General features: G+C 61.6%; 11 protein-coding genes. 9 read left to right on the forward strand and 2 right to left on the reverse strand.

The annotated features are described in order from the left end of the window. The first annotated feature begins 2 nt into the window (after positions 1-2). The 3 genes from ACUXVH_RS26730 to ACUXVH_RS26740 all read left to right on the forward strand — a co-directional run bounded on the left by ACUXVH_RS26730 (position 3) and on the right by ACUXVH_RS26740 (position 2,412). On the forward strand, positions 3-1,265 hold the full coding sequence (locus ACUXVH_RS26730) for an NAD(P)/FAD-dependent oxidoreductase (protein WP_065364311.1): 1,263 nt from the start codon (positions 3-5) through the stop codon (positions 1,263-1,265). Between the two features lie 132 nt (positions 1,266-1,397). After that, a complete protein-coding gene (locus ACUXVH_RS26735) occupies positions 1,398-1,793 on the forward strand; it encodes a hypothetical protein (protein ID WP_065364310.1) in 396 nt (131 codons plus the stop codon). Between the two features lie 151 nt (positions 1,794-1,944). Beyond that, on the forward strand, positions 1,945-2,412 hold the full coding sequence (locus ACUXVH_RS26740) for a DUF6368 family protein (protein WP_065364309.1): 468 nt from the start codon (positions 1,945-1,947) through the stop codon (positions 2,410-2,412). Positions 2,413-2,527: 115 nt separating this feature from the next. Here ACUXVH_RS26740 and ACUXVH_RS26745 read toward each other — a convergent pair whose 3' ends face one another. Next, positions 2,528-3,100, reverse strand: coding sequence for a type 1 glutamine amidotransferase family protein (locus ACUXVH_RS26745; RefSeq protein ID WP_065364308.1), 573 nt, complete (start codon positions 3,098-3,100; stop codon positions 2,528-2,530). A 305-nt stretch (positions 3,101-3,405) separates the two neighbouring features. On the opposite strand from ACUXVH_RS26745, the gene ACUXVH_RS26750 reads away from it, so the two are divergent. Together ACUXVH_RS26750 and ACUXVH_RS26755 are read left to right on the forward strand one after the other, a co-directional pair. Then, a complete protein-coding gene (locus tag ACUXVH_RS26750) occupies positions 3,406-4,422 on the forward strand; it encodes a fimbrial protein (RefSeq protein ID WP_065364307.1) in 1,017 nt (338 codons plus the stop codon). 437 nt (positions 4,423-4,859) lie between these two features. Continuing rightward, entirely contained in the window at positions 4,860-6,293 is a 1,434-nt protein-coding gene (locus ACUXVH_RS26755; RefSeq protein WP_019095389.1) for an RtcB family protein, read from the forward strand. Positions 6,294-6,407: 114 nt separating this feature from the next. Here ACUXVH_RS26755 and ACUXVH_RS26760 read toward each other — a convergent pair whose 3' ends face one another. Next, positions 6,408-7,493 carry an SMEK domain-containing protein gene (locus tag ACUXVH_RS26760; RefSeq protein WP_065364306.1) on the reverse strand — a complete coding sequence of 362 codons (1,086 nt, stop codon included), beginning with the start codon at positions 7,491-7,493 and terminating at the stop codon, positions 6,408-6,410. Between the two features lie 537 nt (positions 7,494-8,030). On the opposite strand from ACUXVH_RS26760, the gene ACUXVH_RS26765 reads away from it, so the two are divergent. The 4 genes from ACUXVH_RS26765 (at position 8,031) to ACUXVH_RS26780 (ending at position 11,741) form a co-directional block, all read left to right on the forward strand. Further along, on the forward strand, positions 8,031-8,420 hold the full coding sequence (locus ACUXVH_RS26765; protein WP_011061860.1) for a RidA family protein: 390 nt from the start codon (positions 8,031-8,033) through the stop codon (positions 8,418-8,420). A 133-nt stretch (positions 8,421-8,553) separates the two neighbouring features. Then, positions 8,554-9,318: an IclR family transcriptional regulator gene (locus ACUXVH_RS26770; RefSeq protein WP_065364305.1), complete on the forward strand. Its 765-nt coding sequence runs from the start codon at positions 8,554-8,556 to the stop codon at positions 9,316-9,318. A 47-nt stretch (positions 9,319-9,365) separates the two neighbouring features. Continuing rightward, positions 9,366-10,583 carry an amino acid deaminase gene (locus tag ACUXVH_RS26775; protein WP_015636023.1) on the forward strand — a complete coding sequence of 406 codons (1,218 nt, stop codon included), beginning with the start codon at positions 9,366-9,368 and terminating at the stop codon, positions 10,581-10,583. A gap of 249 nt (positions 10,584-10,832) precedes the next feature. Continuing rightward, positions 10,833-11,741 carry a sugar kinase gene (locus ACUXVH_RS26780; protein WP_065364304.1) on the forward strand — a complete coding sequence of 303 codons (909 nt, stop codon included), beginning with the start codon at positions 10,833-10,835 and terminating at the stop codon, positions 11,739-11,741. Positions 11,742-12,072 lie beyond the last annotated feature (331 nt).

Genomic DNA, 12,072 nt, shown 5'->3' on the forward strand with positions numbered 1-12,072 from the left:
GCATGATTGCAAGTCAGCAACAACGCGGCCACGCCGTGGTGGTGGGGGCCGGGGTGGTGGGCCTGGCCAGCGCCCTGTGGCTGCAGCGCCTGGGCTGGCGGGTGACCCTGCTGGACCGCCAGCCGCCGGGCAGCGGCACTTCCTTCGGCAATGCCTGTACCTTCGCCACCTATGCCGTGGAGCCAGTGGCAACCCCCGGCATCTGGCGCCAGGCCCCGGGCATGCTGTTGCGGCGCGACAGCCCGCTGGCGATCCGCCCGGGTTACCTGCCACGGATCGCCCCCTGGCTATGGCGCTTTTTGCAAAGCTCCAGCGAGCCGCGGGTCAAGGCCATCAGTCATGATCTGCACAGCCTGCTCAAGCCCTGCATGGGCGCCTGGCAGGCGTTGTTCGACGATGCCGGGGCCAACGACCTGGTGCGCCATGACGGCTCGCTGTACATCTTCGAGGCCCACGAGCGGCAGAGCGCTATCGACATGCTGGCCTATCACCAGGGGTTCGAGGTGCCCATGCGCCTGGTGGAAGGGCCGGAGCTACGGGTCATGGAGCCGGCCCTCAACGCCCGTGCGGCCCTGGCGCTGGAACTGCCCCAGGTCAGCTGCACCCTCGATCCCTTCGCATTGAGCCAGCGCTTGCTGCGGTGCTTCATCGAGCGCGGCGGAGTGTTTCGCCGCGATGAGTTGCAGGGGCTCGAGCGCAGCGCCCAGGACGGCGAGCGGGTGCTTGCCCGCCTCGGCAGTGGCGAGCAACTGCCCGCCGAACGCCTGGTGTTGTGCAGCGGCGCCTGGTCCCGCCGCCTGGCGCAGAGCCTGGGGGACGAGATTCCCCTGGACACCGAGCGCGGTTATCACGTGCTGTTCGATCAGGCTGGCGGCTTGCTCAGCCGCCCGGTGTGCTGGGGCTCCGGCGGTTTCTACCTGACGCCCATGGCCCAAGGGCTGCGGGTGGCGGGCACGGTGGAGTTCGGCGGCCTCGACGCCGCGCCGGACCCGCGCCGCTATCACTACCTGGCCCGGGCGGCGCGACGCTTCCTCACCCTGCACCACGAACCGGTTTCCCGGTGGATGGGCTTTCGTCCCTCGCTGCCGGACAGCAAGCCGGTGCTCGGCCAGTCGCGGCTGCTGCCCCAGGTGCACTACAACTTCGGCCACGGTCACGTTGGCCTGACCCTGGCCGCCATCAGTGGGCAACTGGTGGCGGAACAGGCCAGCGGGCTGACCCCGAGCGTGACCCTGCAACCCTTCCTGGCGGGGCGTTTCCGCTAGTCACGCAACCGCGGTGGTTATGGGGAAGGGAAACGGTCATGTTCATCTGCTACAACGGCTTTTTCCCTCGACAGATCTGCCCGGCGGCCGGAAAGGCGTCGGGGGACCTACGCTAGCCATGGACGCGCCCCTATGCGAAATGCACTTGTGCTGACCTCCCTGTTCCTGTGTGCCGGCGCAGCTTGCGCCGAAGACCCCGCCTCGGTACTGGGCCATGGTTTTGGTTCCCTGGGCTGCATCGACCTCAAGGACCCCGACAGCAAGGCCACCTGCGGCGCCCGCGCCCTGTCCAACGGCACCGGTTGCCACGGCCTGTCCAGCCAGGGCATGCGCGACAAATGCCTGGATGAAGCGCTGTACCCGCAAAGCAGCGCGAGCCGCACCCGTACTGCGAAGGCGGCCCAACCAACGGCCCCGGTGCCCGCCCTGTCCAGCCAGCGCCTTGTCCAACCGCCTGCGCCCTTGTTGACGGAGGGCGAGGCGAAGCGGTTGGAAGAGGTGTTGGGGGTCAATGGTTCCAGACGCTGAGCTTGGCTATTGCACCACGGGCTTTTATGCTCCCGGTCCGGTGAATGCACTGACCGGCAGCGGGCTTGAGCATTGAGGCCTGCTGATGCAGCGAACAAGGGCTCGCCTGTTATCCCTGATGCGGATGCGGCGCGCTGGAGGAGGTGAATCAATGGCCGGGCCGACTGTCAGGGTGCTTTTACCGCGCCAGATCGATGGCTTGCTCGAAAACCGGGTGCGGGCCTGTCTGGCCGCAATTGCGGATCAACCCTGGGCCGGTACGAGCTCGTTCTTCATTGACGGCAGCCCCATGCTGTTTGGGATGGGGGCCGAATATCCAGGGGAACTGGCGGAATATGCCGGGCTGGCCGGGCAACTGGGATGGCTCCCTGAAGACATTCTGAGCCTGGCGGCCATGGATAAAGACCAGGCGGATCACCAGCGCCTAGGGCAGGCGGCGCTGGCCTTGGCCCGTCACCTGGATGGCGTGCTGGCCTTCGGCGCCAGCATCCGTGCCTACACCCGGGACAGCGAATTTCTGGCGGGGCTGGCGATCATCGAGCATGGGGGCGAGAGCATTTTCAGCGCTGCGGACTTTGCGGCCTGGTTGGGCCACCGGGATTTTCGGCTGGTGAAATAATCCACGGCCCACGCCCGCACTGCAGCCCAGCTATCACCTTGCGTAGGCGCTGGCTTGCCAGCCAAGGCGGCCGGGAGATCGCTTTCGCCGGCAAGCCGGCTCCTGCAAGGGAGGGTCAGGCTTGCTGGCGGTGCTCGGCGGCATGCAGGCCCAGGTAAAAGGTCAGGTTGTCGTCGCTGATGCCCAGGGCGCCGAGAATCTGTGCCATGAAACTCACTGGAGCGCTGCCCGGGGCGGTGATCACGCGCTGGTCCGCTACCGCGTGGGGCACATCCTGGTAGTGCGCGGCGCCGGCATAACCCACCGCCAGCAGGTTGTCCGCCGAATTGGAGGTGTGCTTGAGCTGGTCCAGCACCCCGGCCCGGGCCAGTTCGCGGGTGCCGTCGCAGATGCCGGCGAGGACCACCTTGCGTTCCTTGGCCGCGCGTAGCAGTTCGCGGATATCCGGCGCCTGGGGGCTTTGCCAGACCGTCCCGCCGCAGACCATCAAGAGGTCCACCTCATCCAGACGAATATCTTCCAACGCCAGGTCCGGGGTCACCCGCAGGCCGCCCATGGAGGTCACGATGGCGCCCTTGGGGGAAGCGTAACGGCAGTCGAAGCCATAGTAGCCACGGCCGGTGGCGTTGATCAGGGCGGTTTCCCAGTCGGCGAAATTGTCGCAGACAAGGGTAATGGCGCGGGTCATGGGCAGCTGTCCTTGCTGAGGCGAATGAGTATTGGAGGGCGCGCAGAATAGCCCGATTTCAGCGACTCAATGGAACATCTCGTTGCTGGGCAAGGGGGAGGGCTGCTGTCGTTGGCGTGTGGCTGACCCATGCAACAGCGCTTTGTAGGATAAGTCCTTGGCTCCTGAGGATTTATCGACAACGTTCTGTGTTCGGGCTGATAGGTGCCGTGATGGGGGGGGCTTAAAGTCGAAGTTTGGGTCGCCTCGTCCTCAGTGGAAAGAGCGCCAAACGTCGTGGACATTTGAACAGGCACCGTACTTTCATGAAGCGCAACCTTCTGCTCTCGGCTCTTGTCCTGGTGTTGTCGCTATGGGGTGAGGGGCCGGCGTATGCCGGCGGGGAGTTCTCTCCCGAGTCATCGATCATTCAGTTGCCTGCCAGCATTTACATCAGTGCAGGAACCATGAATGGCGACGTCATTGCGACCACCGCAGAGGTGGACTCGATGATGAGGGATCCATGGCCGCAAATATTCAGTTCCGAGCCCATGGTCTACAAGCTTCAAGGCGCTACGCTGGCCCCCGGTTACTACAACGTCTACTCGAGCAACGTGCCTGGAGTCGGATTCAGGTGGAACGCCAAATGGAGATGGCGTGAAAATCAGTCCGGGTCCAGCCAGTATCTGGTGGGGAGCGGAAAGTCATCCGTAAAACTCAGATGGGTCAAGGGTGATGTCTACAAGCAATCCATGTGGCTGGAAATCATAAAGATCGGCGACATCCAGAGTGGGACCTTGGCTGGTAACGGGTTGGTGAACGTTGCGTTCAACTGCGTTGGTATCTGCAACTCCAAAGGCTGGACGGTCTACACCAGCGGTAAAAGCGCAGTGACGGTGCAGCTCAGGGTGCCGACCTGCAGTGTGTCCAGGTCGCAGATTTCAGTGCCCCTGGGGCGAACATCGAACATGACCTTTTCCGGTGTGGGGAGTACCTCCAAAGCGGTGCCCTTCAAAATCAACCTGTCATGTTCGGGAGGGGATGCCGGGGCTTCGATCGGGGCTTATGTCTCGTTCATAGATGTGAACAACGGGGCTAACCAGGGCAGCACCTTGTCGCTGAGCGCCGGGTCGACTGCCTCGGGAGTGGGGGTGCAGATCCTCAAGGGAGCGACTGTTCTCGGCTACGGTTCGGGCTCTGTCAATCAATGGTGGGCGGGGAATATCTCCGCTGGGGTCTCGAGCTACGACATTCCCCTGACCGCGCGTTATGTCCAGACCGCTTCGCGAGTCACCCCAGGAACGGTCCGTGGGATGGCGACCTTGACGATGAGTTATCGTTGAGCGGTTTCATCGTTCAGGGTCTCGGCATACGCCGGGGCTTTAGCAGTTACTACGGCTCAAGACCCGGAGCTATGCCCAGGGCCGCTTCCTCTGGCAGCAGACCCTGGCCCGCCTGCCGCCGTTGCAGGCGCGAGCTTGCTCGCGAAGACGGTAGCTGGCGCAAGGCGCACATGCCGAACAGGCCGCCAACTGCCAGGTGCAGAAGGTGCAGATCAAGGGCGTGCGCTTCAACTTCTAACCCCGCGCAGCTCTGTAGGAGCCAGCTTGCTGGCGAAGGCGTCTCGCCAGGCGCCTCCTTAAATAATTTCTCCCCGGCTATTTACATCCACAGCGTCATTCCCCCATTATCCGCGCCGTCTAAGTTTCGCTGCTGACCAGACAATTCCAGCCACCAAAAGGGTGGTTGTTTTGTTGCGTCCAAGAAAAGCAGTTGAAAAATGACCAAGACTCCTCTGAAAAGAATTCAGCACAAGCTCGCCCGTTCCGGGGTGGCCATCGAACGCCTGAATTCCAATTCCCTCTCTATCTCGTCCACCAATGACGCCGGCCTCAAGGTGGATCTGCTGCTGCCCGACAGTTTTGCCATCGAAGAGAAAGCCATCCTGCAACTGATGGATTTCGCCAAGGTCGCCCACCCCCATGGCGGCGAAGTGAAGTGCGCCTGCGCCACGCCGGATTTCCATACCGGCAGCCCGATTCCGGTGGGCAGCGTGATCGTCACCAGCCACGACATGGTGGTGCCGCAAGCCATCGGCACCGACATCAATTGCGGCATGCGCCTGCACAAGCTGGGGCTGAACTACGAGCAGTTCATGGCGCAAAAGGCCAAGTGGACCGCCCTGGTGCGTGGCGATCTGCTGGAAGGCACGCGCAATATTCCCACCAGCCCCACGGCCATGAGCGCGCTGTTTGCTTCGGGGCTGGGGGATTTCTGGGCTCAGGTACAGCAACAGGACCCGATCGGGCTGTTTGCCGGGGCGGATTTCGCCCAGTTGCAGCGTGAGCTTTCGGGCCTGCATGAGTCGTCCTTTGCCCGCGGCAGCGCCGACTATGCACCGGAGGCCCTGCAGGACCTTTCGCGCAAGATCCTTCGCGACCCGGGCCTGGGTTCCCTGGGCGGTGGTAATCACTTTGTCGAGATCCAGGTGGTCACCGAACTGGTGGATCGCCAGGCCTGTTTCGCCCAGGGCCTGTCCGTGGGGCAGGTGGTGATGATGATCCACACCGGCTCTCGCGACGTGGGCTTCTATGTAGGCCGACGCTGGATGGACAAGGCCAAGGCCCTGTGGCCGGCCGGGATCAAGCATCCCGATTCGAAGATATTCGCCCTGTTTGGCGAGATGGCCGATGAGTACCTGCTGGCCATGCACAGCGCCGCGCACTACGCCGACGCCAACCGCGCACTGATCGCCGAAATGGTGCGCCAGCGCACTCGGCAGGTGTTCGGCGCGGGCATCGAAGCGCCGCTGATTGTCGATGTACCGCACAACATCGTGCTGCGCGAGGAAGGCGGCAATGTCCACCGCAAAGGCGCCACACCGGCCTATGCCGGGCAGCCGCTGCTGATTCCGGGGAGCATGGGGCATGACTCCTACCTGCTCACCGGGCTGGGCAACGAACGCTGGCTGCGCTCGGCCAGCCACGGCGCCGGACGCTCCATGTCGCGCAGCGAGGTGGTGTTCAAGGCCAAGAAGGACAAGGCCTTCCTCGGCCTGCAGGGCGTGGAGTGCATCACCACCAAGGAAGAGCGGATGATCGAAGAAGCACCGGGGGCCTACAAGGAAATTGGCCAGGTGATCCAGTCCCAGGTGGAAGAGGGCACGGTATCGGTGATTGCGCGGTTTTCGCCGATCCTGACGTTCAAGGCTTGATCGAAATCTCTCTTGGGCAGTAGAGACAAGATAGAAATCGATATCCTGAGAAGTACAGGCTGGCCTAGGATCGGCAGCCTGTACTAGAGGAAATAGAGCCTGAATAACATGTGATCAATAAGGTGTTTTACCAAAGCTGACCAATCGCTGTTTGTGGTCGTTGATAAGCTTCATAAGCTGCAGCAGTTTGTTGCGAATGCTTCTGCAGTATTCAAGTTCTGAATCGTTTAATTCCAGGCCGTCTTTGAAGATACGATGAAATGACGGAAAACCATCCCAGCTTTGCGGCTCGCTCCAGCGCCCCACTGAGTCGAAACCCTTGGGGAAATGGTTGTTAAAGTTATCTACAAGTTCCGCAACTAGCTCGTCGATATCCTGCTCAAGATGACGAAAGTCTGGAAGCTGTGACCATTTTTTAAAATTGCTTCCCGGTTTCATTGACGCTTGTTGACGTAGTGAATTAAAAGCGCATAACGATCTGAAATCTCTGACTTCGATGTACTGGCAGTAATCAGTGCGCGGAAGATTAGCAAGTGGGTCGTATGGAAGTTTACTCAGTCCCTGTTGATAGGCGATGGCTTTTTCGTGGTGTTCGTCGGTATTTATTGTACCGAATCTGGGAGGGTGTGTTCCGTCCAGCCAATACTTCACACAATCATGGGCGCGAGTGAGAGGGCCATCACTCTTAGTGCAGTCGCTCTGATACTTGACCCAGTCCACAATATCTTGGAGTCCGAAAATCGAAATAAGGTTCTTGTCATAACTATTTGCTTTGACTTTTGGTGCGCGATCATGGGCGGCATAAATGATCCATACCCTGGTGTACTGCTCTTTTAATTGATGCTTGATGAAATTGTTAATGGTGTGATTGATCTTCTGTTGGGGGTTTTCTCCCTGGAAGGTTATCTGCACACAGACACCGTTTCTTTCATCAGCCAGGTCGATGGCAGGATAGTTGATTCCATTTTGCTCGTCGACGGGCTTTTCACTCAATCGGGGAGTGTTGGGCCATACATTCATGTTTCTGAAACTGAAGCCTGCATGCGACCCTGCTTCATTGAGCAGGTGCATGAAAAGAGTCTCGGCCTTTTTCGCTTCGTCGGTGAAACCCTGTTTGCATTCGTCGATTACGGCATACGCATGTTGGCGTAGTCTCTGGCTCAGGTAGTCGATCATGCGTTCTGCTGATGCAAGCGCCATTGTATGGTCCTTGGCTTCGTTGTTTGAGGTTAGCTATCAGCTCGGTAGTGGCGGTTCTCCTTGCTGTCTACCGGCACGGATAATTGTCCTTTCGTATTTTTCTCGAAACTTACAATCTCCGTCAGGTTTTCAGCTGGAGTGCGTAAAACTTGAGCAATGTGATTGAGTGTTTTTAGCTTTACTGCAGTGTCGAAAAATGGATGCAGCGAGGGAGATTGAGAGGCTCTTTGCTCGTATCGATCTGGGTCTTGGCATTCATTTAGATGGCTCCCTCCCGTCCCCAGCGGCACTTGCGTTCTATACCCGTGTAACACTCATCATTTCACACGACTTTCTCGCTTTAGTTTCCCTGATTCCTTCCAGTGCTTTTCAATCCCTGATTAAGCATGGCAAACTCCTTCACAGTGTTCCGTTATTGCAGTATTAAATCCGTTATAGCGGAATTACATGGCTGGATTGCCTTTTGTGCGCCAGCGCATCTCCAGGAACAGCGTTTCTTGAAGATTGTTCTTCACCTTTCAACCAGGAGAACCTCTCATGAGCATCACCCGTTACGGCACCGGTAGCACCGCAGGCGGTGGCCAGCCGCGTCCTTTCGCTCGCGCGGTCGAGGCCGATGGCTGGCTGCATGTGTCCGGCCAGGTGCCGGCGCTGGATGGCGAGATCATTCACGGTGGGATCGTCGAGCAGACGCATCAGACGCTGCGCAATCTGGTGGCCATTCTCGAAGAGGCCGGGTATGGCCTGGAGGATGTGGTGCGGGTTGGCGTGTGGCTGGAAGACCCGCGGGATTTCTGGAGTTTCAACAAGGTGTTCGGTGAGTACTTCAAGCCCGAACACGCGCCGGCCCGGGCCTGTGTGCAGGCCAGCATGATGGTGGATTGCAAGGTCGAGATCGATTGTGTGGCCTACAAGAAGAAGGCCTGATGGCCACGGTCTGTAGGAGCTGGCCTGTAGGAGCTGGCTTGCCAGCGAAGGCGTCCGTCAGGGCGGCACAAGGCTTGAGGGCCTCTTCGCCGGCAAGCCGGCTCCTACGGGTCGATAGAGGGGGCGCAGGTAGATGAGCGAAGACAACATCAAGCGTCGGGCCAAGGGCCTGGATCGGGCGTTCGATATTCTCGATTTCCTCAAGGAGGTCGGCCAGCCGTTGCGGCCCAACGATATCGCCAAGGGCATTGGCGGCCCCAAGTCCACGGTCTATGAGTTGGTGGCTTCCCTGCTGGAACGGCGGGTACTGGAACCGGTGGGCCAGGAGGGGCATGTGTACCTGGGCCGCCAGTTGTACTTTCTCGGCCAGGCCCATTTGCGTCATTTCGACCTGAGCCGCGAGGCCGATCAGGCCTTGCAGGAAATCGTCCGCCAGACCCAGGAAACCGCGCAGATGTGCCTGCTCAACGGGCGCAAATACACGGTGGCGCTGATGAAGGAGGGCGAGCGGCACTTCCGCATTTCCTCGAACATCGGCGAGAACGCGCCGATTCCCTGGACCGCTTCCGGGCGGTTGCTATTGGGGCATTTGAGCGATGGGCAGATTGTCGACCTGATCGATGAACGGGACTTCGTTCTGCCCGGCGGTGAGCGTCTGCCCTTGGAGACGTTTCTCAAGCAAATCCGCCAGGCCACCGAGGATGGGTTCTTTTCCTTCGACAGCGTGGCCGACACCTTTACCCATTGTTTTGCCGCACCGGTGCGCGATGAGCACGGGGTGTGCATCTGCACGCTCTGCATCGTCGCGCCCAGGGCCGATGCCCAGCGCAATTACCAGCAATATCGCCGGGTGCTGATCGACAGCGCCAACCGTCTGGCCCGGCGTATCAACGATTGATGACTGTTTCGCGGCTGTGCGCAGCTGCCTTGATAAGGAGTGCCAAGATGTCTTCCGTATTGAACCTGCCACTGGTGGAAAAGGGCGCCGCTGCCCAGGGCGCGAGCCTGTTGCAAGACGTCAGCCTGCCGGCCCTGGTGCTGCACCGCGAGGCCCTGGAACACAACATCCGCTGGATGCAGAAGTTCGTCAGTGACAGCGGTGCCGAGCTGGCGCCCCACGGCAAGACCAGCATGATGCCCGCGCTGTTTCAGCGGCAGTTGGACGCCGGCGCCTGGGGCATCACCCTGGCCACTGCGGTACAGACTCGCGCTGCCTATGCCCATGGCGTGCGCCGGGTGTTGATGGCCAACCAGTTGGTGGGGGCGCCGAACATGGCGCTGATCGCCGAGCTGCTGGCGGACCCGGATTTCGATTTCTATTGCATGGTCGATCACCCGGACAGCGTCGCCGACCTGGGGGCGTTTTTCGCCCAGCGTGGGGTCACGCTCAAGGTGATGATCGAGTACGGCGTGGTCGGCGGGCGTTGCGGTTGCCGCACCGAGCAGGAGGTGCTGGCCCTGGCCAAGGCGATCCAGGCGCAGCCGGCCCTGGCGCTGTGCGGTATCGAAGGTTATGAAGGGGTGATTCATGGCGATCAGGCCATCAGCGGCATCCGCCAGTTTGCCGACTCCCTGGTGCGCCTGGCGGTGGACCTGCACAACGACGGGCTGTTCGCCATCGAGCGGCCGATTATCACCGCCTCGGGGTCAGCCTGGTATGACCTGATTGCCGAATCCTTCGAGACCCACAACGCCAAGGGCCGCTTCCTCAGTGTGCTGCGTCCGGGCAGTTACGTGGCTCATGACCATGGCATCTATAAAGAGGCGCAGTGCTGCGTGCTGGATCGCCGCGCCGACCTGGAGGAGGGCCTGCGCCCGGCCATGGAGGTCTGGGCCCATGTGCAATCGCTGCCGGAGCCGGGCTTTGCCGTGGTGGCCCTGGGCAAGCGCGATGTGGCCTATGACGCCGGCTTGCCGGTACCGCTGCGGCGTTATCGCGCCGGGGCCCAGGCCAGTGCCGGGGATGACGTGGGGGCGTGCAAGGTCACTGCGGTGATGGACCAGCATGCGTTTCTCACGGTGGCGCCGGGAGTGGAGCTGCGCATTGGCGACATCATTTCCTTCGGTACTTCGCACCCCTGCCTGACCTTCGACAAATGGCGCACCGGGTTGCTGGTGGATGAGCGCCTGCAGGTGATCGAGAACCTGGAAACCTGTTTCTGATCGCCGGAGCCGGGGATATGCAGGGTCTGCAGGAGCCGGCTCGCCGGCGAAGAGGCCTCTGGATGGTGCGCAGGCCGTGCGGACGCCTTCGCTGGCAAGCCAGCTCCTACGGGGCAGGAGGTATGCAGGTTTTGTAGGAGCCGGCTCGCCGGCGAAGAGGCCTCTGGATGGTGCGCAGGCCGTGCGGGCGCCATCGCTGGCAAGCCAGCTCCTACCCGGTGGAATGTGCTTTGAGGGGAGGTCAGGAACATGGACAGGAAGAAACGCATCGCGGCCATCGGCGAATGCATGATCGAGCTGCAGCAGCATCATGACGGCAGCCTGCAACAGAGCTTTGGCGGCGACACCCTGAACGCCGCGGTGTACCTCGCGCGGGAATTGGGCGAGGCCGGGCGGGTGGATTACGTCACTGCCCTGGGCGATGACAGCTTCAGCGATGCCATGTGCCAGGGGTGGGCGGCGGAGGGCATCGGCCTGGAGCGGGTGCAGCGCTTGCCGGGGCGCCTGCCTGGGCTGTATTGCATCCAGACTGACGCCCGGGGCGAGCGGCGCTTTCTCTACTGGCGCAACGAGGCGGCAGTGCGCGACTGCTTTACCACGGCGGCGGCCGGGCCGATCCTCGAAGCGCTGAAGCATTACGATGTGCTGTATTTCAGCGGCATCACCCTGGCGGTGCTGGGGGAGGTGGGGCGCGGGAAGTTGTTGCAGACCCTGGCCGAGGCGCGCCAGCGCCAGGCGCTGATAGTCTTCGACAACAACTACCGGCCGCGCCTGTGGGCGTCGGTCGAACAGGCCCGGGCGGCGTACCGCGAAGTATTGCCCCAGGTGGATCTGGCATTGCTGACCCTGGAGGATGAGCAAGCGCTGTTTGCCTATGCGGATGCCGAAGCGGTGTTCGCGGCGTATCAGGGCATTCCGGAAGTGGTGCTCAAGCGGGGCGCCGAGCCCTGCCTGATTCGCATGGCGGGCGGTGCTTTCGAGGTGCCGGCCCAGCGGGTGGAGCAGGTAGTGGACACCACGGCGGCCGGGGATTCGTTCAGCGCAGCCTATCTGGCCCGGCGCCTGCTGGGCGGCAGCCCGGTGCAAGCGGCAGAGGCCGGGCACCGCCTGGCGAGCCAGGTCATCCAGCATCCCGGCGCCCTGATACCCCGCCATTGAACCGGGCGTTGACCTTGCGGGCGTTTTCGCTGGCAAGCCAGCTCCTACAGGGCAGGTGGAGGTTGTAGGAGCCGGCTTGCCGGCGAAGAGGCCATTGAACCGTGCGTTGACCTTGCGGGCGCCTTCGCTGGCAAGCCAGCTCCTGCAGGGCAGGTGGAGGTTGTAGGAGCCGGCTTGCCGGCGAAGAGGCCATTGAACCGTGCGTTGACCTTGCGGGCACCTTCGCTGGCAAGCCAGCTCCTACAGGGCAGGGAGAGGTTGTAGGAGCCGGCTTGCCGGCGAAGAGGCCATTGAACCGTGCGTTGACCTTGCGGGCGCCTTCGCTGGCAAG

It is taken from the genome of Pseudomonas sp. 8(2025) (assembly GCF_052665325.1).

What these genes read in the sequence shown, in the direction of transcription:
- ACUXVH_RS26765 (WP_011061860.1), top strand. Translation starts at nt 8,031, where the DNA reads ATGAGCATCACCCGTTACGGCACCGGTAGCACCGCAGGCGGTGGCCAG.
- ACUXVH_RS26730 (WP_065364311.1), top strand. Translation starts at nt 3, where the DNA reads ATGATTGCAAGTCAGCAACAACGCGGCCACGCCGTGGTGGTGGGGGCC.
- ACUXVH_RS26760 (WP_065364306.1), bottom strand. Translation starts at nt 7,493, where the DNA reads ATGGCGCTTGCATCAGCAGAACGCATGATCGACTACCTGAGCCAGAGA.
- ACUXVH_RS26745 (WP_065364308.1), bottom strand. Translation starts at nt 3,100, where the DNA reads ATGACCCGCGCCATTACCCTTGTCTGCGACAATTTCGCCGACTGGGAA.
- ACUXVH_RS26755 (WP_019095389.1), top strand. Translation starts at nt 4,860, where the DNA reads ATGACCAAGACTCCTCTGAAAAGAATTCAGCACAAGCTCGCCCGTTCC.
- ACUXVH_RS26780 (WP_065364304.1), top strand. Translation starts at nt 10,833, where the DNA reads ATGGACAGGAAGAAACGCATCGCGGCCATCGGCGAATGCATGATCGAG.
- ACUXVH_RS26750 (WP_065364307.1), top strand. Translation starts at nt 3,406, where the DNA reads ATGAAGCGCAACCTTCTGCTCTCGGCTCTTGTCCTGGTGTTGTCGCTA.
- ACUXVH_RS26735 (WP_065364310.1), top strand. Translation starts at nt 1,398, where the DNA reads ATGCGAAATGCACTTGTGCTGACCTCCCTGTTCCTGTGTGCCGGCGCA.
- ACUXVH_RS26740 (WP_065364309.1), top strand. Translation starts at nt 1,945, where the DNA reads ATGGCCGGGCCGACTGTCAGGGTGCTTTTACCGCGCCAGATCGATGGC.
- ACUXVH_RS26775 (WP_015636023.1), top strand. Translation starts at nt 9,366, where the DNA reads ATGTCTTCCGTATTGAACCTGCCACTGGTGGAAAAGGGCGCCGCTGCC.
- ACUXVH_RS26770 (WP_065364305.1), top strand. Translation starts at nt 8,554, where the DNA reads ATGAGCGAAGACAACATCAAGCGTCGGGCCAAGGGCCTGGATCGGGCG.